17 protein-coding genes and 1 pseudogene are annotated in these 21,781 nt (G+C 36.0%); 4 read left to right on the forward strand and 14 right to left on the reverse strand.

What is annotated here, in order from left to right; all coding sequences use genetic code 11:
• Nucleotides 1-61: 61 nt before the first annotated feature.
• The 5 genes from DXC23_RS09260 to DXC23_RS09285 all read right to left on the reverse strand — a co-directional run bounded on the left by DXC23_RS09260 (nt 62) and on the right by DXC23_RS09285 (nt 5,055).
• Nucleotides 62-1,693 carry a recombinase family protein gene (locus DXC23_RS09260; protein WP_242997470.1) on the reverse strand — a complete coding sequence of 544 codons (1,632 nt, stop codon included), beginning with the start codon at nt 1,691-1,693 and terminating at the stop codon, nt 62-64.
• 103 nt (nt 1,694-1,796) lie between these two features.
• A complete protein-coding gene (locus tag DXC23_RS09265) occupies nt 1,797-2,000 on the reverse strand; it encodes a hypothetical protein (RefSeq protein WP_117705830.1) in 204 nt (67 codons plus the stop codon).
• Between the two features lie 418 nt (nt 2,001-2,418).
• Complete coding sequence (locus DXC23_RS09275; protein WP_147329136.1) at nt 2,419-3,348, reverse strand: relaxase/mobilization nuclease domain-containing protein; 930 nt, start codon at nt 3,346-3,348, stop codon at nt 2,419-2,421.
• A gap of 32 nt (nt 3,349-3,380) precedes the next feature.
• Nucleotides 3,381-3,692, reverse strand: coding sequence for a MobC family plasmid mobilization relaxosome protein (locus tag DXC23_RS09280; RefSeq protein WP_117705833.1), 312 nt, complete (start codon nt 3,690-3,692; stop codon nt 3,381-3,383).
• 292 nt (nt 3,693-3,984) lie between these two features.
• A complete protein-coding gene (locus DXC23_RS09285) occupies nt 3,985-5,055 on the reverse strand; it encodes an AAA family ATPase (protein WP_117705871.1) in 1,071 nt (356 codons plus the stop codon).
• Between the two features lie 198 nt (nt 5,056-5,253).
• Between DXC23_RS09285 and DXC23_RS09290 the strand changes: the two genes are divergently transcribed.
• A complete protein-coding gene (locus DXC23_RS09290) occupies nt 5,254-6,186 on the forward strand; it encodes a DUF6076 domain-containing protein (protein ID WP_117705834.1) in 933 nt (310 codons plus the stop codon).
• Between the two features lie 61 nt (nt 6,187-6,247).
• On the opposite strand, the gene DXC23_RS09295 is transcribed toward DXC23_RS09290, so the two are convergent.
• Complete coding sequence (locus tag DXC23_RS09295; protein WP_117705835.1) at nt 6,248-6,511, reverse strand: DUF6809 family protein; 264 nt, start codon at nt 6,509-6,511, stop codon at nt 6,248-6,250.
• A gap of 231 nt (nt 6,512-6,742) precedes the next feature.
• On the opposite strand from DXC23_RS09295, the gene DXC23_RS09300 reads away from it, so the two are divergent.
• Nucleotides 6,743-7,534: a hypothetical protein gene (locus tag DXC23_RS09300; RefSeq protein WP_117705836.1), complete on the forward strand. Its 792-nt coding sequence runs from the start codon at nt 6,743-6,745 to the stop codon at nt 7,532-7,534.
• 73 nt (nt 7,535-7,607) lie between these two features.
• Here DXC23_RS09300 and DXC23_RS09305 read toward each other — a convergent pair whose 3' ends face one another.
• The 7 genes and pseudogenes from DXC23_RS09305 to mobC all read right to left on the reverse strand — a co-directional run bounded on the left by DXC23_RS09305 (nt 7,608) and on the right by mobC (nt 15,922).
• On the reverse strand, nt 7,608-10,982 hold the full coding sequence (locus DXC23_RS09305; RefSeq protein WP_117705837.1) for a C39 family peptidase: 3,375 nt from the start codon (nt 10,980-10,982) through the stop codon (nt 7,608-7,610).
• A 249-nt stretch (nt 10,983-11,231) separates the two neighbouring features.
• A pseudogene (locus DXC23_RS09310) lies at nt 11,232-12,224 on the reverse strand (DUF87 domain-containing protein); the annotation flags it as partial.
• An 81-nt stretch (nt 12,225-12,305) separates the two neighbouring features.
• Nucleotides 12,306-13,931, reverse strand: a complete 1,626-nt coding sequence (locus DXC23_RS09315) for a recombinase family protein (protein WP_117705838.1) — start codon at nt 13,929-13,931, stop codon at nt 12,306-12,308.
• 96 nt (nt 13,932-14,027) lie between these two features.
• Nucleotides 14,028-14,234, reverse strand: coding sequence for a hypothetical protein (locus DXC23_RS09320; protein ID WP_117705839.1), 207 nt, complete (start codon nt 14,232-14,234; stop codon nt 14,028-14,030).
• 19 nt (nt 14,235-14,253) lie between these two features.
• Nucleotides 14,254-15,168: a hypothetical protein gene (locus DXC23_RS09325; protein WP_117705840.1), complete on the reverse strand. Its 915-nt coding sequence runs from the start codon at nt 15,166-15,168 to the stop codon at nt 14,254-14,256.
• Nucleotides 15,168-15,722, reverse strand: a complete 555-nt coding sequence (locus DXC23_RS09330; RefSeq protein ID WP_117705841.1) for a relaxase/mobilization nuclease domain-containing protein — start codon at nt 15,720-15,722, stop codon at nt 15,168-15,170. Before DXC23_RS09330 ends, DXC23_RS09325 begins: the two co-directional genes overlap by 1 nt.
• The gene (gene mobC / locus DXC23_RS12450) at nt 15,722-15,922 is read right to left on the reverse strand and encodes a plasmid mobilization relaxosome protein MobC (RefSeq protein ID WP_158552541.1); all 201 of its coding nucleotides are present in this window, start codon (nt 15,920-15,922) and stop codon (nt 15,722-15,724) included. Before mobC ends, DXC23_RS09330 begins: the two co-directional genes overlap by 1 nt.
• Before the next feature lie 1,018 nt (nt 15,923-16,940).
• Between mobC and DXC23_RS12690 the strand changes: the two genes are divergently transcribed.
• Together DXC23_RS12690 and DXC23_RS09350 are read left to right on the forward strand one after the other, a co-directional pair.
• Entirely contained in the window at nt 16,941-18,119 is a 1,179-nt protein-coding gene (locus DXC23_RS12690; RefSeq protein WP_242997472.1) for a DUF6076 domain-containing protein, read from the forward strand.
• 11 nt (nt 18,120-18,130) lie between these two features.
• The gene (locus DXC23_RS09350; RefSeq protein ID WP_117705844.1) at nt 18,131-18,922 is read left to right on the forward strand and encodes a sigma-70 family RNA polymerase sigma factor; all 792 of its coding nucleotides are present in this window, start codon (nt 18,131-18,133) and stop codon (nt 18,920-18,922) included.
• A 41-nt stretch (nt 18,923-18,963) separates the two neighbouring features.
• Here DXC23_RS09350 and DXC23_RS09355 read toward each other — a convergent pair whose 3' ends face one another.
• Nucleotides 18,964-21,777, reverse strand: coding sequence for a dockerin type I domain-containing protein (locus DXC23_RS09355; RefSeq protein ID WP_117705845.1), 2,814 nt, complete (start codon nt 21,775-21,777; stop codon nt 18,964-18,966).
• Between the last annotated feature and the right edge of the window lie 4 nt (nt 21,778-21,781).

Here is a 21,781-nt window from a genome sequence, read left to right on the forward strand (position 1 = left end):
TTATTATAAGAAAATATTTCTTTTACAACCGAGGGGAAATTTCGCCCCTCGGAATCTTGATTTATGCAGTTTTAATGTCTTTATGCTGGATATTAAGCTGTTCCTTGCGCTCAACGGTGAAGTAAATCACAATATCATTTCCGCATTCTGTTGAATGCCATTTTGCCTTTTCGTGTACCTCAATCCTGCTGATAAATGCTCTTAAAATTTCAGGCGTCAGTTCCTGAATGTCAATGTACTTCTTTGCATTTTCAATAAAGTCCTGAATCAGCTGCTCTCGCTTTTCATTCTCATCAAGAAAGGCGTTCATCTCATTGAGCTTAGTTTTCAGTTCTAACTGCTCGGTTTCATATCCTGCTGACAATGATTCGTAGCGTTCAACAGAAATTCGTCCGAGCACTCGATCTTCGTACAGACAACGGATAATACTTTCAAGCTCTGCTATTCTTTGCTCTGCCGCTTCTTTTTCTCTCAGATAAGTTTTCATTTCACGCTCGGCTTCGGCTCTTGCATTACGGCTTGCTATTTCATAAAATTCTTCGGGATTCTCACGTACATATGCGGTTACCTCTCTCAGCTTTTGAAGTATCACAGCGTGTAAATCCTGTTCGCTGATTCTGTGTGCCGTACAGTGATTATTGCCGTATCGCTGATAGGTTTTGCAAAGGTAGTTGTTTTCTTTAGGGTACTTAAGCACTCGGCGAAGATACATTCTGCTTTTGCAATCAGCACAATAAACTAACCCGGCAAACACATCTGTCTTGCCTGATTTGTTCGGTTTTCTTCTTCCTGCAAACCACTTCTGCACCATTTCAAAGGTTGATTTATCAACGATAGGCTCGTGGGTATTTTCAAACACCAGCCAATCCTTGCGGTCGTTGTGAATTTGCTTTTTCAGCTTATTTGATTTGGTGGTGGTTTTGTAGTTCGCCGTTGTGCCGATATATACCTCGTTTACAAGCATTCCTCTGAGTGTAACATCACTCCACAGATAGGGATTATTCAGCTTCAAGCCATTTTCTTTTCTGCCGTATTTGTAGTAGGCATATGCGCTTGGCGACATAATTTTATCTCTTTCAAGAGTCATTGCAATCGTACGGGTTCCCACTCCGTTGACATACATATCAAAGATTCGTTTTACCACGGGAGCAGTGTCGGGATCGGGTACTAACCTGTTATCTTCGGATTTCATATATCCGTAAGGAAGCTTAGAGCCTATCCTTTCACCACGCTCTGCCTTTGCTCTTTGGACTGCCCTGATTTTTTTGGATGTGTCAGCAGCAAAGAAATCATTGAAGTAATTACGGATTCCGATAAATTCATTACAGCCTTTTTCGGAATCAACACCGTCATTTACGGCAATATATCTCACATCGTTCTGAGGGAATATAATTTCAATATATGTACCGGTTTTAAGGTAATCTCTGCCGAGTCGGGAAAGGTCTTTTGTGATAACAGTTCCAATTTCTCCTTTTTCCATATCGGCAATCATACGCTTGAAGTCAGGGCGTTCAAAGGATACTCCGCTGTAACCGTCATCAATATAGAACCGACAGTTGCCAAAGCCGTTATCGGCGGCATATTTTTCGAGCATACTTTTTTGATTTTTAATGCTGTTTGATTCACCCTCTAACTCGTCCTCCTGAGAAAGACGGCAGTAGAGTGCGGTAATCTTTTGTTGGTTTGATTTCATAATTTTTTCATCCTTTCCGAGCCGTTCAGGCTCTGTTGAATCAAACCGAATAGGATTGCAAGTCAACAATACTCCTACTCGGTTTGAATGTCCAGTAAAATATTTATCCCGTTTTTCGTTCAAGTAAATTTTTAATTTTTTCATCGGCACTTGGGTTGTCACCGTTCTCGGTTCCGATAGGAAATACCGATGTGACTAAAAATGTCTTTTTGCCGATTTTAACCTTATCGCTTTCGTACAGATGACGGCGGTTAAACGCAATATCGTTTCTTGTGATTGGTGTTATTCTATTTTCAGTTTCGTTCATGGCAATCCTTTCTTTACATCTTCATACCAAATCCGCCTTGTGGATTTTCTTGTATGTTCTTTCTCTCTTTACGAGGTTTTTTCATTGTAGTGCAGTCCTCTACAGGGTGGTTGCTGTCTAAAATATTTGTGAGATTTGCGACCAGATATGCAATATCATTTCCGTTATTGCTGTAATAGCTGTCGGTATCAAAGCCAGGAAAAACAGTATCCTCACATGATGATTCAGTTTCTCCTCCGCCTGACTGATACTGTATGAATATTTCTCGCTCGCGCTCCCAACCTGTTGTGAAGCATTCTTCGCCGCATTGTTTATCTGACTGACGTAATTGTTCGTCATATCCTGAAGCTCCTTCTTGAAGGTCTGCGCCATTGCATTGGAATTGTCGATAGACTTCTGCAAGGAATTCATCTGGCGGTTAAGGTATATCCGTATTTCCTCTTTCGTAGTCAGTTCTGAAATTTCGTCCAGTATTGATTTCAGCATATCTATCTGTGCTGTCTGAGTTGAAATTAATGCTTTCCAGTTCTGCTCCGTAACCGCTACGCAGGGTTCTGCTTTTGAGGCGATTTGCATTTGCTTTTTGGCTTGTTCCTTTAATTCCTGTGGTGATTTCTTCCCGTATTCTGAATTCATTTTCCATATTCTCCTTAAGATATTTTTCTTCGTGTAATTTATTATCCCTGCACTTCATTCCATTTGGTGTAGTGTAGGTAATGCTTTTTCTTTCTGCCGTCCATTTAACTTCATAGCCTTCGTTCTCCATCAGGCTTATGAAATGTTCCTTTGAGGTTGCATATTTCATAGCTTCATCAACAGCTATTGCAAGCTGTAACTTCCAGCTTTGACCTTTGTCTGCTGAACGATATTCTCTTGCCGACATCTGTTTTACTTTTGGTTGCTTAGGAATTACAACTGATAAACCGTATTTTCTGCATAGGTTGTCAGAATAATCTCTCAACCGTTGTATCTCATTTTTATCTGGATGATATTTCAATCCTGTTTCAGCACTGACAGAATTTAAAATGAAGTGTGAATGTATATGCTCTCTGTCAATATGAGTAGCAACTAAAACTTCATAACCTTTGAATCGCTCTTGTGCAAACTTCAAAGCAATTTCGTGAGCAGTTTCGGGTGTTATAGGTTCATCGGGGTGGAACGACTGAAACAAATGATAGTACATTCTGCCATCAGTTTTTCTATATTGAATTTTAGTATTCATCATTTCATTGAACGCTGACTCTGCTACACAATTCACTCCGCTCACCAGCTTTCTGCCATCGTACAAAGTTTTCTTATCCTGTTTGCAGTAGGCAAGGATTGAAGCTAACCCTTGCCGTGACTGCATTTGTTTGCTTGCGATAAATTTTACTGTTGCTATTATGACCACCTCTTTCTGTCAAGCAAATCGGTAAGTAGTTTATTCATCTCTGCATACTGATTTGTAAGTTCAGCAAGATTAAAGCAAATGACTTTACCCATATTGCAAAGTGTTGCAATTTGATTTAAGTTTCTGCCGATAGCCTTTTGCTGACGGATAATTTCATCAAGTCCGTCAACAACAAAGATTTGTTTTCCGAGGCAAGCCTTCGTTATATATTCGGTTAAAGTTAAATTTGCCTTGTCTGCTTTATTGTGAATCTTCTGTAAATCGGATTCCGATATTCTTATGCTCATTTTTCTGTCTTTCATTTAGGTTTCCTCCTTTGCCAATAAAGTGGGTTCGGGCTTCTGCCCGTATATTGCATTCGGCAGGTCAGCGACCAGCCGAATGCGTTGCTTGCCACAGCTTAAAAGCTGTGAAAATGTGAACCCCAACTTTACGCTGAATTCATAATCCGTTATATAGAATTACTTTCGCTCACAAACCGCCCAAATTTTGATTTTTGCTTGAAGTCGGGTACTTTATCCGTTTTCTCTTGAAAGTCGGACAAACCGCCAAATTCTGCTCAACATCTGCATTAAGGACGATAAAAACGATAAATCAAACGGCTATATTTTCATCGTACTTATCGTACCTAACGTACTCGCTATCTGAATTATCAATCTCAAAATCATATTTGATTTCAACCTTTCTGATGTTATTTTCCTTATACGATTTGAAATAAACGTGATTATCATTCAAGTCATACTTCCACTTGTTCATCATCCTTTTCAGAATACGAGCAGAAAGATTTTTGCCTGAATAAGCATTATATCGTTCAAGAAATTCCGCATTGCTTCCGTTGAAATATTTTTCTGCTTTCATCATCTCAATGAGCAAGTTCATTTCATCAGGCAAAAGCATATTCGGATTCTCTGCGCTGTCTGCAGTCATTTTCCAAGTGCAATCCTCTTTTGAAAATGCAAGCTCAATTTCTCTGTCCTCAATATCTCTTCCCGTGCAAAATAAAGTTGCGTTGCCCTGCGTGCGATTGCTTTTTTTCAAAACAAATAGAGCATCGGCACAGCCAGCTATACCATTTGTACCTGAAATCTCATTGATTGGGTCAGAGTCGCCTTGCTTTCTTAAATGATGAACCAGAAGAATAGCAATTTTCAACTCATCAGCAAGTTTTTTGAGTTTCTGTACCTCAAGATAATCATTTGAATAGCTCGAGTCATTTTTTGCAGAACGGATAAGTTGAAACGTGTCAATGATTATCAAGACAGTATCCATATGCTCATCAACAAAAGTTTGAATCTGTTCTTCCAACCTTTCATCAAGTTTTGAACAATCCGTAACAAAATGAACATCACTCGGCACTTCATCGGTTATCGCTGTCAGCCTGTCCTGCAATCTGCTTTCATCATCTTCAAGTGACAGATACAGAGTTGTACCGCTGTCGGTATGCAGATTCCATACATCTTTGCCTTTTGCAATCCGAACGCACCAGTCAAGAACAAGCCACGACTTACCTACCTTTGGTGAGCCGGCTATAATCGAAAGACCGCTTGCAAGAAGTGAATTGATTATAAACTTCTTTCTCGGCAAATCTTTTTCAACAAGACTTGCACCGTCGATTGAATCAAATCTTGCCTTACTGCTCAACTCCAAATTTAAATTCTTAATCATTTTTCTCATTTCCCTGTTACTCATACCTCATATGATTTCAAAATATTTTAGCTTTGGTATGGTTATTCAGTTGTAATCCAAAAGCTGTTGGAATTTTTTCACCAGTGTGATACAATAATCTCATACTTTTCAAGAAAAATATATGACAAAATGAATTGAAGTGATTTTTATAATTTTCACTTCAGGACAGAGGTGTATATGGCAAAGCACGAAGGTTTATTATTAAAAATTGATTCCAAAGGAAATATTTCCGGCTATATGCAGGAAAATAACAATAAGATTCCAATTGAAAATACTACTATCAAAAATGAGTTGATTAGTTTCTCAGAAGAAGATTTTGAAGAGTATTCTGAACTGCAAAATGAAATAAGAAAAGTTTACAGAACATATCCTGATGAAAGTGAAGAAAGATTTGCACTGATTAAAAAGTTAACTGCAAAAGCAGAAAAGGCATTGGCGGAATATAGAACTTTTTACGGTCTTTTGAACAGACTTATGATTGAGGATTTTTTAGGAGAGAACGACGGAACTGAACATTATCTGCGTGAATATGCAAGCTATCTTGACCAGATAAAAACCGTGCAGTTTTTTGTTTTGCACTTTTTCAGCGATTTATCAAATCAAATAGAAATTGATGTTAACGAAGATTTCAATTACAACAGCGTACAGATTTCCACCGTATTTTATTTTGAGGATAACAAATCCAGACAGATGTACCATATCCGTAACCTGACAGAGTATTATTTTCTGCTGTTACATTTATTTGTTGAGAACGGATACCGCCTCTGCCTCTGTCAGCTTTGTGGCAGATACTTTGTGCCAAAGACAAAAAAGAAAACCCTGTACTGCGACAGAGTTCTGAATAATGGTAAAACTTGCAAGGAATTTGCGCCGAAATTAAAGCACCGAATCTTGGCAAACAGAAATGAGGTGCTGAAAACTTTTGACACACAGCGAGGCAAAATGTATAAGCGTTATGAAAGAACACTGAACACACCTGATACTGTGGAAAAGCCTTTGAGTTTTGAGGAATATTATGATTGGCTTGAAAAATCGAGAACAGCAAGGGACAATTATCTTGAGGATAAAATTCCCAAGGAGGAAGCATTGAACATAATTTGTATTGAGTAAAATTTGTAAAAAGTAATCGGATAGGCAATCAATGGGAAAAATTAACTGCCTATCCGTTTTCTTAATTATTTACTACATCAATGATAATCCTTGCACCCAGTCGAAATCCGTTCAGAAATATTTCTCGTTCGCTGATTTCAGAAATTTCACGATTACAATCCTTGTATTTTTCAAAGGTTTCTTTCTGCGCCTCAGTCAGGGCTGCCGCAAGCTTTTCTTCATTCCTGTTGAGCAGTTTCAATAGCTCCTTGACCTCATCATCAAGCTTTGCACATTTTTCGTGAGGGAATAAGTTTCCGTAATATAAATCTTCAAGTATATCCATATCTTATGCCACCTTTCGTAGAACAAACATATCCCACATAACTTTGCATAAGTCCTGATATACTTACATTTATTACTTTAATTAAGTTTGAAATTTATTTTTATTATTACTTTACAAAAAGCAATACAAGAAGTATAATAAATATCACAATTTAGTAATATTAAATGCATAAAATCAAAAAATCTCAAATAATTTCCAGTTAAAATATATAATAGGAATAGGAGCATACAAATGAAATACAAAATCTTATCAGCAATAATATCCATCGTACTTATGATTTTGCTTGTAGGCTGTCAGCAGAACAATACAATTATTAAGCCTGATATAGAAACAAAAACTGTGACGGAAAACAGCGAAGGTGATTATATAACTTTTTCACTTGATATTCCTTCAAACTGGAAATTATACGCTCAGAATTATACATCTATTGCTTGTTTTAGTCCTGATGCAAACAAAACAAATGCCAGCGAAAATATTTCTCCCTACAAATTAAGTATAGATAACTATATCATTCCATCACTAATGCCAATAGATGACAAATATAAACAAGCTTATAAAGATTTATTTAGTGGCAAATATGATGGTATTAAAGATTTAATTTGCGATAACATTGAATATATAAATATAGGGAAGGTAATAGACAGTTTCCCGGACGTTACTTTTGAAACTCCTGAAAGCATTATGGATTACTTTAATATACTTGTTGACGGTATAAGTACACCGGATGTTACAATGCCAGAGTCATGGAATGATAAAAAATGGGCAACTGATTTTACTTTCAGTGAATATAACGGTAAGAACGGAAAGATTATTGCGGTAGAATATTCCTATGTAATTATAGATAAAACCTACAAAGCTATTAATTGCTACCGTGATGACGACTTTTCCGTATGCGGAGCTTTTGATGACGATGCAGATCTTTCTTCGGGCGATTTAGCACTATGGGTTGCCGATAATATGGAAATTACCAAACACTATAAAATTGAAGATAATATGATAAAGCAAGAGGGAGTAGATTATTAAATTTTATGTTTTTAAAATCTATATATTGTAATTACAGCCGAAGTATTTTCTACTTCGGCTGTTGTGAATATATTTATGCTTTTACAAATTCAAAAAATGCTGCTTTATCTTGAGGTAATTCACTTACAGGATTAATTTGAGGCAAAATATTTATACGATCAATTTCTGTACCCCAAAAATCTTTAACAACAATTTCAATTTTTTCACTATCATATATAGTCGCATATTCATACATTTTTCCATCTTTGCCACAGAAAATTTGAGATACATATTTATCCTCTTTTCGTCTTTCATCAAATGTAAACTCAATATCATATTTATATGAATCATTTGGTATTATTCCCTTAAATTTCGCATACTGCCCTTTTGCAAAATCATTAACAGTACTTTCCCATACTTGTGCAGAATACATATTAGCTCCTGACCAGCGGCCATAAAGAGCTCTCATAGATTGATTTTTAAGTGATATTAAATTATTAAAGAAATTGCAATATTTAGATTCGCCACAACGAATTACCGCTTGCTTTTGACCCGTAGAAGAAACTTTATAATATTCAACATCCATATAGAGTGTCTCCCAGCTATTTGCAAAAGAGGTAATTCCACCTATAAGTATTGCTGAAAAATTGCCTATTGCTGGATGGTTTTGTGCTTCAACCATACTATCGTCAAATTCTAATCCAGAAATAAACTTTGCAACATCAAAGGTATTTTTTTGCAGTCTTGTTGGTTTTTTCTCATCCGGTTTATTTTCATACTGATAAGCAGGTTTAATATAGGTTTTTCCATTTTCATACAGCATAATTGGATATATTTCTTTAGTTTCAGGATTTTTAACTGCACCATATTTATAAACCGGTGCTGGAGTAGGTGTAGGCGTAACAGTATCCTTTTTTTCAAGAACAATTGCCTGTAAATTTAATCCTTTATACGCCGTTTCAACAGAAGATTTGCTATAGTACGTTTGTGATTGAGAAGTTAGAGGGTCATTAAAAATATAATGAGTACTATCATATCCAATCAACAGTAAACAATGTTCCGGTGCAATCCAATTAATTGTTTTTCCGTTGTAGGTCCATGTAGAGCTGATGTATGGAGTGTTCATATACATAGTTGCCCACAGAATTACCGGTATACCTTTGTCTATGTAGTTAGAGCATAAATTTTTCAGAGAAACACCATATAATTGTTTTGCAGTATATTTTTGTCCGGATAAAACTTTATCCAAAGCCTTTTTTATTACCGGAGCATAACATCCATAACCACTCGTAGATCTGGGATTTCCTCCGAATGAAATATTGGGATCAAAAGGTGTGCCTGATCTGTTAAGATAATTATCAATAAATGTATCTACTGAGATATTGATTCCTGCATGATTTAATGCCATAACTGTAGTAACACTTTCGCATCCTGTCGGATATTTGCCTAACTGAGAAATAAACGGAGCTTGAATTATTTTACTATTACCTGTAGGTGTTGATGGTTTAGTATAAATTTCATTTTCCTCGTAGATATGGATTTCCACACCGTTAATATTTTTACCGTCAATACCTGCATAGGAACAACCTGTGTCCAAAGTACCATCTAAATTATACTTTGACTGTACACTGCGCATCCACTTTGGATCAGCATTACTTACCCATGGTAACCAATTACCGTCTACATGCACTCTGTACATAACAACTACACCTGATGTTAGTTTTACATCTTCTTTACTATATACTTGAATATTCAATAACTGCACAGTGCCACCCGGATATCCTGCATAGTCATTTTCATTGCTTTTAACAAAAGGATAATAGTATGATCTTCCTTCATTCCAAGTCCTGTATAAAAGGTAATATGGCTTAGACTTATCGGTTTTAATTTTTATACCATTAATATGAACGGAGCTTGCCATTGAAGTAAAGCTATGCCAATTTGAATCTTCGTCAATATAGCTAAGTGTTGAAGCTACTTTGCCTCCGGATAAATTACCGATTGACGATGAGATGGATTTGCCATTAAACACATAGATTTCAACACCGCTTATATTTTTACCGATAATTCCAGCATATGATGAACTGACATCCAATGTTCCACCTAAATTATAGTTTTCTTGAACATTCTGCATCCACTCCGGATCAGCATTACTAACCCATGGCAACCATCTTCCATCAACATAAGCACGATACATTACAACAACACCGGCAGTTAGCTTTGTTCCATCCTTACTATATGCACTTATACTCAGTCCCTGAATTGGTTTATTTGGATAACCTGCGTAATCATTTTCTAAACTTGTTACTTCAGGATAATAGTATGATTGTCCTTCGTTCCATGTTTTGTAACGCAAATAAAAATCCGAATTTGAATTGGTCTGAATTTTAATACCGTCAATAGGAGAAGCCATTACTTTATGATTGAAACTTTTCCAATTAGATGTACTATTTGCCATATACTGGGTTGTTATTAATTCTTCAGAACCAACGAAACTACCTGAACCCGCATTTAACGAATCTTCTTCAAAAATACGAATTTCAACGCCACCAATATTTTTACCGTCTATGCCGGCATAAGATGAACCTGTATCTAAAGTACCATTCAAACTATATTTAGTTTTTACATTTCTCATCCATTCAGGATCAGCGTTACTTACCCATGGCAGCCACCTTGAATCAGTATATACTCTATACATAACAATAATTCCGGAAGTAAGTTTTGTGCCATTATTTCTATATACATTGATACTTAACCTCTGAATAGCTTTTCCAGGGGAACCTGCATAATCATTTTCTGTACTATTTACGGCAGGATAATAAGATGACTGTCCTTCATTCCATGTTCGATAAGTTAAATAATAATCCTTGTTACTGCCTGTCTGTATTTTTACTCCATCTATTCTGGATGACAAAGTGCTTTTTGAAAAAGACTTCCAATTAGATTCATTTCCAACCATATAGCTTAGCGAAGGATTTGATTCACCACCAGAGTAGTTTCCTAACGATGATTCTTTATAAACACGAATTTCTATTCCGCTAATATTCTTTCCGGAGATACCGGCATACGAGCTGCTGGTATCTAAAGTGCCACCCAGATTATATTTACTCTGTACACTATCCATCCATTCAGGGTCAGCATTACTTACCCATGGTAGCCATTTATTTTCTACAAAGGCTCTATACATAACAACAACACCTGATACTAACTTCGTACCATCATTCCTGTATGCTTGAATCTGAAGTTGTTGAATTGGCTTACCTGAAGAACCTGCATAATCGTTTTCAGTACTTTTTACATATGGATAATATCCATTCATTCCCTTATTCCAAGTTCTATATTGTAAATAAAAAGATTCATTTGAACTTGTTTTAATCTTTAAGCAGTCCATAGTAGATTTTGTCTGATCACTAAAACCTATCCACTTTCCACCGTATAAATATGAAAGAGAAATTGCTTGCTTACTCAATAATTTTTTCCTCCTAATATAAATAATTAATATTTTTGATCGATCGCATAGAACATATGTTCTATATATAATTTTAGCGTATAAATTCAAAGTTGTCAAGAAAATCAATAATACTTTTTTGCAAACTAGTTAATTAAAATAGTTTTTGAAATATAAACATATTTTTCACTAAATAAAAACGAGATAAACAATAAAGGTCATCTCGTTTAATTACATCCTATTCGGTTTCGAACAATAATTATATTTAACATCTTTGAGTCTTTTATTAGTATCAAGCAATCCCTTAACACCGAAACAGAGGAAACTGTCGTCGGTAATGTTGGTGTGACCGTTGAAATACTTTGATTCTGAACCTACACACATACTATGAATACCCAGACAAACCTCCTGCAAGATTTCTTCTGTATAAAGATACTTTCGCTTGTGGTCGTAGGTCATATATTCTTCCTCACACAAGTCATAAAAGTCAGACATAACAGGAAAGTCGGTAGGCTTTTTTGTGCTGTAATTTGTTGTATCTGTAATACCGAATCGTGCGTACAGCTTCATAAGCAGAATTTCAATTGTATCAAGCTGTGCGTCCGTGAAATCCTTGTAGGTTCTGAAAAAATCTTTCAAAAACGCAATGTGCTGTGAAAGTCGTGTTACCTTGTTAAATGCAGGCGGTGCGTCCTTATCGATCTCATCCTGACCGTCATTTCATGCTTTTGGCTCAAGGGGATTGATTTTGTATTTGCCTGACATAAAATCAATGTAACAACCGCCAAGGGCATTTGTCAGATCCTCATATTCCGCTTCGGGATCAAGGCAAATTATTTTCTTTCCGCTTTCTCTTATGTTGGTTAAAATCAATTTAAGAAGATAACTTTTGCCCTGACCTGAGTTTCCAAGAATAAGGATGTTGCTCGTTGTCTTGTCCTCTGTTCGCCTGTCAAAGTCAACAAGGATATTAGTGCCGTATTTATCTCTGCCGATGTACAAGCCGTTTGGATCTGTCTTACCACTGAAATTAAACGGAAACAAATTTGCAACAGATGAAGCAGGCAGAACACGCTCGTATAAACTTCCGAACTGATTACTTCCGATAGGATTTACAGACAAAAATCCTTCTTTCTGCCGTAAAGTTAGGCGGTCAACTTCAATCTTTGAACGAGTAAGTTCCATTGCAATATCGGTTTGCAACTCCTTTAATTTCTGTTTGCTCTTGGCTTTAAGTTCTATAAACACAGAGCAATGAAGCAGTGTTGCTTATCGGATAAAAAATTCTTATTGAACACCCGAGATTTTTCTTCTCGGGTGTTCGCTTATTAATTGAGGTTCTGACTATACTGAAAGCATCTCATCAGCTTCAAAGGTATAGTAAATATCAATCTGATTACCGCACTTCTGAGACCGAGGAATTGCTCTTTCACGTATGTTTATTCGCTTGATGAATGCATGCAAAATTTCAGGTGTTACTTCCGTGATATCAATATATTTTTTTGCACTTTCTATAAATTCTGATATTTTCTTATCACGAGTACCTTGTATTGAGATCTCATTGTTCAGATTTTCAAGCTTTTGTTTTTGCTCTGCCTGCTCTTGCTCATAACCCGATACAAGAAGTTCGAATCGTTCCGGCGTGATTCGTCCTGCAACTCTGTCCTCATACAGACATCTTATAATTCCGTCAAGCTCTGTTATGCGTTTCTGTACGTCAGTAATCTCGCCTTTTGAAATCTTTATAAGCTTTTTGGATTCTTTTTCTGCTTTTGATTTTGCTATTTCATAAAACTCAGCAGGGTTTTCTCTTGCGAACGCAGTAATTTCTCTCAGCCTGTTGAGTACCAATTCATCAAGCACTACAGCACGAATATAATGATATGAACAATGATGACTTCCCTTTGTCTGATAAGTTCCGCAAGTATAACATTCTTGTGTTTCCTTTAAGCTTTTTGCTCGGTTGATATACATCCTCGCACCACATTCAGCGCAGTACAGATATCCTGCATACTTATCGGTAAGTCCTGTTTTATTTGCTTTCTTTCTGCCGTCAAACTTTTTCTGAACCATGTCCCAGAGCTTTCTGTCAACTATAGGCTCCTGTGTATTCTCAAATATTTTCCATTCCGATCTTGGAACAGATATTCGTTTTTTCAGCTTATTCGATTTTGAATAAGTCTTGCCGCAAACGGTTGCTCCCAGATATTCGGGATTGCTAAGCATTCTGCGGATTGTACGCTTCGGCCAGTTATACGGACGGCTTGGATCAGGCTTACCTCTTAAGCTTCCATACTTCTGAAACAGGTAAATAGCAGGAGATATAGCCTTGTCATCTTCAAGAATTTTTTGGATTTTTGCAACTCCGTAGCCTGCTGCTGACAGCTCATAAATTCTTTTGACTATCGGTGCGGTTTCCGGATTAACCAGATACTGCTTTGGATTGTCGGGATTTAACATATATCCGTAAGGCACGCTTCCGTTGGTTCGCTCACCTCTGTTCATTGCGGCAGTTTTTACCGAGCGTATTTTCTTGCTGATGTCTTGCGCATAGTAATCATTGAAATAGTTTCTTATTCCAATAAACTCATTACTGTCTGTTTCAGAATCGACTCCGTCATTAATCGCTATATATCTGACATTATTCTGCGGAAATATGATTTCAAGATATGTACCTGTTTTAAGATAATCTCTGCCAAGTCTTGACAAATCCTTTGTTATTATTGTACCTATCAAGCCGTTGTTCATATCATCAATCATTCTGTTGAAGTCAGGTCTATTGAAATCAACCCCCGAATAACCGTCGTCAATATAAAATCGGCAGTTATGGAATCCGTTATCCAACGCATATTTTTCAAGAAGTGCTTTCTGATTTCTTATGCTGTTTGACTCTCCCTGCAATTCATCTTCCTGTGAAAGGCGGCAGTAAAGTGCTGTAATTAACTGTTGGTTTGAATTTGTGTTCAACATATTTCATTCCTTTCCGAGTGTTATCAACTCTATCAAATCAAACCGAATAGGATTACGACTACACAATATTCCTATTCGGCTTGAATATCCAGACTTTTATTCAGGTTTTTCACCTGAAACAAGATACTTTATTTTATCTGATACGGTATTATGTTTTTGCTCGTCCGCTATAGGAAATATATCCTGCACACAATAAGATGTGTTATCAATTTCAACTACATTCATTTTACATATATGCCTGCGTTTAAAAGCAAGGCTCGTAAGGTTATGTTCTTCTGAAAATGTATTATTGTTTTTCTCCATTAAATGCTCCTTTCTCCAACTACATTTGCATAGTCGGACTGTCATCAATTTCTTCATCTTCATATTCAATATTTTCTTCTTTTGATATTGCACCTGTAATCAATCCGGCGGTAAGACCAAGCAAAGTACCAATATCACTTCCATTTTGCTCAGCTGTAATCCGTTTTCTGCGTTCTTCTTCATCTTCAGATTCATCATCTATTATCCAAGAAAGTGATTCAGCAAGAGAGTTGACACCGCCGAGGACATTATGGTTATTGCTATCCATTTTAGAGTTGTCAGGAGTGTTGACTTTTTCACCTGTGAAGCTATTGCTAATTCCAGTTCCTGACCTTTTTGCAAGGTATTGTTCAAAAACCCTTCTTGAATCTTCCCAACCTGTTGTATAGACTCGGTCATCTGCATTTGCACAGACCTGATTTCTTTCAGCGTCTGTACCGAAACTTTCTTCAGCTCCGTCTGACAATTTTTCGAGATTGATTCCATATTGTCTTTGTTGATTTCCAGAATTCTCTCCAGATATTCCACAATCTGGTCGTCCGTTGAGATTTTTGAAATCAGGTTGTAAAGTTCCGGCTGAAAGGTTATTGCCGTTCTCAGCAGGGTGAGTTCTTCTTCCTTGACCTGTGACGGAATCGAAATCACTTTCGTTTCTCCCGATAGTAGCTCTATCGCTGTCAGTGAGTTGCTGTTTCTCTGCTTGAGGCTTTCCAAAATATTGTTCTTGCCTGTATCTGAATTCATTTTCCATACTTCCTTTCAAATATTTATCGTTGTGTAGTTTAATATCTCTGCACTTCATTTTGTTCGGGCATTGATAGGTGATGTATTTCCTGCCATCAGTCCAAGTCACCGAATAACCCATAATTGACATTGCGTTTATGAAATCCTCCTTGTTTCCGCTTATGTTCATAGCTTTGTCTATGTCATTCATCAGTTTGAATTTCCAGTTCTGACCTTTGACTGCGGTGCGGTATTCGTAGAGATTTTAATACCGTTCTTGCTGTAAGCCTCAAGAGTTGAAAGGCTATGCTGTCTGAAAATTTCATCGCTCAATGCTCGTAATGATTTGAGTGTGTTTGGATTCTGACGGAGTTTTTTACCATTCTCAAAGCTGACAGAGTTGATAACAAAGTGAGAGTGGATGTGTTGTGCATCACAATGTGTTGCAACCAAAACTTCATATCCTGTCCACGCTTTCTCGGCAAACTCTAATGCAACCTCATGAGCTTTCTGCGGAGTAATATTTTCTTCCGGCGAGAAAGATTGAACATACTGGTAGAAATTCATACAGTCCGTCTTTTTATACGATTTCTTTGTTGCAAGGAATTCTGAAAAAACATTCTCACCGTCACAGTTAATTCCGCTGATAAGTCTTTGATTTAAAATTTCATCGTAAACTTTTTTGTCCTGACAACAGTAATCAATTACACCTTTCATTGCACTGATTGATTGCTTAGACTCACGAATGTATGTCACGGTCGCCATTACTTATCCTCCGAAAGTTTTATGATTGCGTCATAGATTTTTCTCTGCATAGCAATCGTTTCACTAAAGTTGTAGGAATTAAAAGCACCGCTGTTTATCTTTCGTGTTATCTGATTCAGGTTATTGCCAATCCTTTTCAGTTCAACAAGTAACGGTTGCAAGTCAACTACTTTGATTTCACTTTGTAATGAAGATTTCAAAATATATTCAGTCAATGTCAGCTTAGCTTTCTTTGATTTTTTATAGATTGCTGATTTTTCGGAATCAGTTAATCTGATACTTAAGATTTGATTTCTCTTACGGGTTTCTATTTTTACACACCTCCGTGTTAAAGTGGGTCCGGGCTTCCGCCCGACTTTATGCCTTTGGCGGACAGCCGGGCGCTCTGCTTGCCCCTGACAAGTCCGGGAAATTTAGCCCCAACCTCTGCTACTGAAAATAAACTTTCAATTCTGCCGTAAATTCGCCCCAATTGCGATTTTTACTTGCAGTCGGATAACTTCCTCCACCTCTGCAAAATAATCGCACAAATCGGCAACGCCGGCGAAACAAATGCCTTGCGACGATAAATGAATAAGAAAACGGTACTCTCGTTGTATCTATCGTCACTTTTTATTACACTATGAATTCACAACAGAAGGATCAAATAAGTAGTACATATTACTGCTGTTAGAATTGTTCCATCTCTTCCTTAACTTCACTTGGACTAACCCAATTTTTTCAAGTGATCTCAAGCATTTGATTACAGTATTCTTTGTCAGATGACACTTCTCGCAAATCATTCTCAGCGATGGAAAACAACTGAGCTTTTCTCTGTCGGCGAACATAAGTAGACAGCAATAAACTGCAATTGTATTTGCGGGCAAATTAAAATCAAATATTTTATTGCTGACTATAAAGAAATCCTTGTGCTGTACCGTTGTATCATTCAAAAATTTTTTCTCCCTTCTTCTTCCTCTGCAGTTGATAATATCTTTACTTGAGTTTTGTTATGTAACTCTTGTTAGTTGTAATAGAAATATTGAACCACCTGATAGAAAATTTAAACTATCCTCCTGTCACTGGTTACAAGCATATTTTCATCACTCTCCTTTGTCCTCTAATATATAAATGTCAAAGTTTTTAAAATCACAGAAATTTCCGTGACAGAGTAAAATTATTTCTTAGTATATTGTGATATTGTCGGTTCAGTGATATAATACTTTTGAGGTGAGAGAATTGAGCTATATTGAAAGGTACGAAAATAAAATCACAACTATTGATTATTTCGCAGTAGATTTTGATGAAAAGAATATAATTTTAAACAACGAGAAACTACCGCTTGGATATATAAGCAACTGCATTGCCAATCTTCCAAAGGAGTTCGCAACCAATCTACTGATTCACAGCGGTAAGATAAATCGTCATTGGCAGGAGCTTAAATTAAACGGTTACAGCAGAAAATTATTTATGGATATATTTGCTGACATAAATAAAATGATTGACTATATGCAATCACTTGAGCCTTTTAAATATTTTGATATTGAAAAATCAAGAACGACTGTTTCAAAATTGTTTGGTAAAGATGCACTTGATGATTACGAGTATCTTTTGAAGCATCTAAAAATCAATTACGGAAGAACAGAAAGAAACGAAATTGCAAGGCTTGAAGAAATAGAGAATAAATCAAAGACCGCTGAAAATGTTTTGAGAGCATATTCATATATCGGCGTTGATACCGCTAACTTCGGCACAATGATAATTAACTATGTAGAGAATTTTATAAAAGAAGATTCACGACAGAAAGATAACATTGCTAAATTCACTTGTGAGTTTTTCGAGAACGAAGAAGTACAAATGAACTTAGCAGCAAGCAATCCTGCGGCAATGATAAGGGACGGATTCAACCTTAAACCGATTCAATCTGCTGTTCCTACGATAAAAATTGAAAATGGTAAGTACAAAATTATAAGACGAATGTATTTCAGCAGAATGATGGATTTCTTTGTGACGGAGTTTTTTGAGGCACTTTCGCAAGGTCACTACATATGGAAGTGCGGAGTCTGCAACAAATATTTTCTTATGACTACAGCACACAAGCAGCTTTATTGCAGTACGGTAAATAAGGAATACGGTGTGCCTTGTTTCTATGTTGCAAAGCACCCTGAAATTACAAAGCGCAAAATGAAAAAGCAGAAAAAATCCGACAGTCCGTATTATGTTCTCTGGAACAGGCGATACAGCTCAATACGCCAAAATAAAAGCCTCGGCAAATACAGTAAAGCTGTATCATCCAAGGCTAAAAAGATTATCGATATGAAATTTGAGCGAGCACAGTTTGATTTTGACTATGCTGAAAATAACTACGAAGACGAAATGAATTTAGAAAAGATTTACGAGGAAGCAATGAAAGAATAGGCGGTGAGCAAATGCAAAATGAAAACCTGCATATGTATCAGTTAGGTTACGAACCAAATAGACTTGATGATTTCAATGATTATTTTATACAGTACCTGAAAACAAACGATAGTAAATATTTTAATGAATTTCTGCATTTCTATGAGCCTATACTTAACAGAAAAGCTGCCGAGTTTATAAAATGCAACCATATTGAAGAATACAGGTTACCTGATTTAAAACAAATTTTTGTTTCTCTACTGTGGGACGAATTGCAAAGATATTCAGCAGACGAAAAACTCCCTCTTCTGCAAATTATGAAATATAAAACTCACAAAGCGTGGTTAGAATATGTTCGTACAGACTGCGGTATTACAAAAATTGAAAGTAAAAACGCACATAACAATCTCCGTAAAGTAACATCATTATACTTCAAAACTAAAGATAAAAAGCCGTTTGATAAAATAGTAAAAGAAATATCCGAACAATTACATCTTTCCGAGAATACTGTCATTGAGTATATAGAAGCAGCGTTAGCAACAAAATATTCTGGAAACAGAGAATCTTTTGAAATAGAGGATATTACCGCATCCGAGGATATTGTCTTTAACAACTACAAATCTAAACAAATAAAAGAAGCTATTCAATCGCTATCCCCGATAGAGCGCAAATTGCTTGAACTTACAACAGGAATCAACTTTGACACATTTGAAACAACAGAAAAGCTTTCATACAATAAAACAGCACTTCTGCTCGGTATGACAGAAAGTGCTGTTCAAAAGAAACGCAAAAGGATTATAGAGAAACTCAAACAAATATTGTAAAATACTTGAAGAGAATTCTAGCTTTTATAATCTATATGCTATCAAATTCTATACGGCAAAGTTTCATAGCCTTGCCATTTTGCAATATGACGAGTAAGAATCATACGATCCTTTGCGTTTACATCACCATCATTGTTTACATCTGCGGCGGTCATATCAATGTTTTCATATCCTATCCACTTTGCAAGATAGCGTGTGAGCGTCATACGGTCTTTTGCATTTACCTGACTATCGGTATTTACATCCCCAATAGAAATATATCCATTAATTGTAATAGGCAACTTATATGTAAAACTGCAATTATTTTCGGTTTCCTTAAAGTTGATTATAATGTTTGTTGTGCCTTTACTTTTTGGTTTTATAATAATTTTTCCGCCATTAATTGATATATCACTTATAATCTCAGCAATGTCAGAATTTTCCACTTCAACTTCAGGAACTACATCGCAAAAGTATAGCCAAAAGGAATAAACGCATTCACTATTAATATCATTAAGCATACTGATATCCCCGATTGCCCACATTTCAGGAATCATTTTATAGGTCCTGACATAAGCATTATAGTCAGCAATCGTTATTGGCATACCGTTATTAATTTTTATACTGTCCTCTATCCAACCGGGAAGAATAGAATTACTGTCGCTGTTAAGTTTTTCTACAAATGAACTGTCAATAAGTTCCGCGTTAGATAACACTGTTGCATTTCCATTGTTAACTCCGGGCTGAATATTTGTAAAACAATTTTTAAATTCACCACGAGATATTGCACTTTTTAAAATATCAGCCTGCGAAATACTACCTACATTATAACAATTGGATATTCCTTCCTCATCTGATCTTGAATAATTTTCCGGTACAATTCCTGCAACCCAAGATGCCTTATTCAACCCAAAACCACCTGTAACCAGCCCGGTATTATAACAATCATATATCCAAGCATAATTATACCCGGCAATTCCACCTACAGAACCTGTTGCCATAGCAATACCTGTATTATTACAAGCACTAATGGTCCCTCCTGTATTATTATTGCCTACAATTCCTCCTGTATCGCTTCCATCTACTGTGCCATAGTTTTTGCATCCGTAAACTAAATTGCTGTTTCTATTACAAATAGCCCCTGTTGAGAACAAATCATAGCCATAAACTAAAGATTTACTGTTGCAAAACATAATTATCCCTTTATTATCATTGGCTACACATCCACCGTATTGAAATGTACCCTGCGATATGTTAAGTGCTTTAATTATACCATTTTCGCCAATATACCCAAACAAGCCACCTGAATTTTCCTCGGGCACATACATATTATAAATGCTGAATCCATTACCATTGAATGTGCCATCAAAACATTTTTGCTCGGTGTTTCCAATTGGTGTCCATTTGTTAACATAAGAAAAAGCATTTTTATTAATATATATATCATTCTTAAGATTTACCGTTTTATTCTTAAATGTATTTCCTTCGTTTACAAGTTGAGCCAATCCTGAAAGCTGCTCAGAAGTAGTAATATCAAAACTTTTTTTACCATCAGAATACCAAGACACATCAGATATTCCGTTCCATGCGTTTTCAGAGCTTTTTATGTTATCATGATTAATATAATATGATCCGCCTGTTGCCAAATCATTTATAAGGTCAAAGTTCACCTTTCCATCAAAAATATTAACAAGAATAATTCTGTTATTATCATAAATCGGCTCACAATCCGACAAATAGGCAAAATTAAGGTTCTTAAGATTGCTAATAACAGCACCTTTTCCATCTACAATAACATATTGAACGGAAGGTCCTTTTGAAGCTGACCACATAACTGCAAATCTATCATCATTTATTTTAACTATTTTAGGATTGCCATAGCCTTCTGCATAAAATGTACTAGAAGCAGTCAGCCATTCACATTCTGAAGTATTTAAAGACTTATTGTAGCTTGATAGAAAAATATTGTTCATTTCATTATTCATAGAAGAGCCCACAACGAGATAATTTGTTGGTGAAATTTCCATACCTGATACCTCTGCATTTGTCACATTATCACCAATGTCACCCGAAATTTTCAATAAAGGTTGAGAACCATAGTAAGACTGCAAATACACTGAACGTTCAGGATATCCATCACTTAAGTCGACATAAACAGGATAATCACCATCGAATTTAACTATTTGCCTAAGCGAATGACTCACATGTTTATAAGGATACATATATTCTGTAGCCCCAAAATCAGACATACAACTATATTCAGTCATATTATCTGTATTAACTTTTATTGTCATATTTGACTGATGCCCATCAAGACGCAATCTACTTGTATATACTACAAGCGAATTGCCGTTCTCCGCTATCGAAACATTTCCAGAATCAAAAGGTCTCCTTGTATAAGTTTCAGCTCCGTTAAGTGATAACCCCACTATTTTTTTAAAATTTTTATCGTATTTAATAATTCTGTATACATCGCCCCCCTTGTCCAAAGATGTATCATAAGATTGACCGCAAACTACATAATTATAATTCTCTCCGCAATAATATCCACCCCATAATGGGAGTTCAAGCTCAATAGTTTGGGTTGATAACAAAGAAAACTTTGAATTATAAGTCATAATATACAATAAATCGCTATACACTACTACTTGATAATTTCCATTTGACAATTTATTTACAAATGAAGTTTTCGAAGTACCGAAAACTTCAGGAGAATAACTTGACAAAATATTTGAATAATCCTCAGGTAAAACTTCTGAACCCTCCTCCACAACATAATTCAAAACACTTGCAGAAAAAGGTATTGCAGAAGAAATGCTAAATACTATTGCTATAGAAAATATAATAGAAATAATCTGTTTTGCTTTCCTTAACATAAAT

The organism is Eubacterium sp. OM08-24 (assembly GCF_003438075.1).
GTDB lineage: Bacteria > Bacillota > Clostridia > Oscillospirales > Acutalibacteraceae > Ruminococcoides.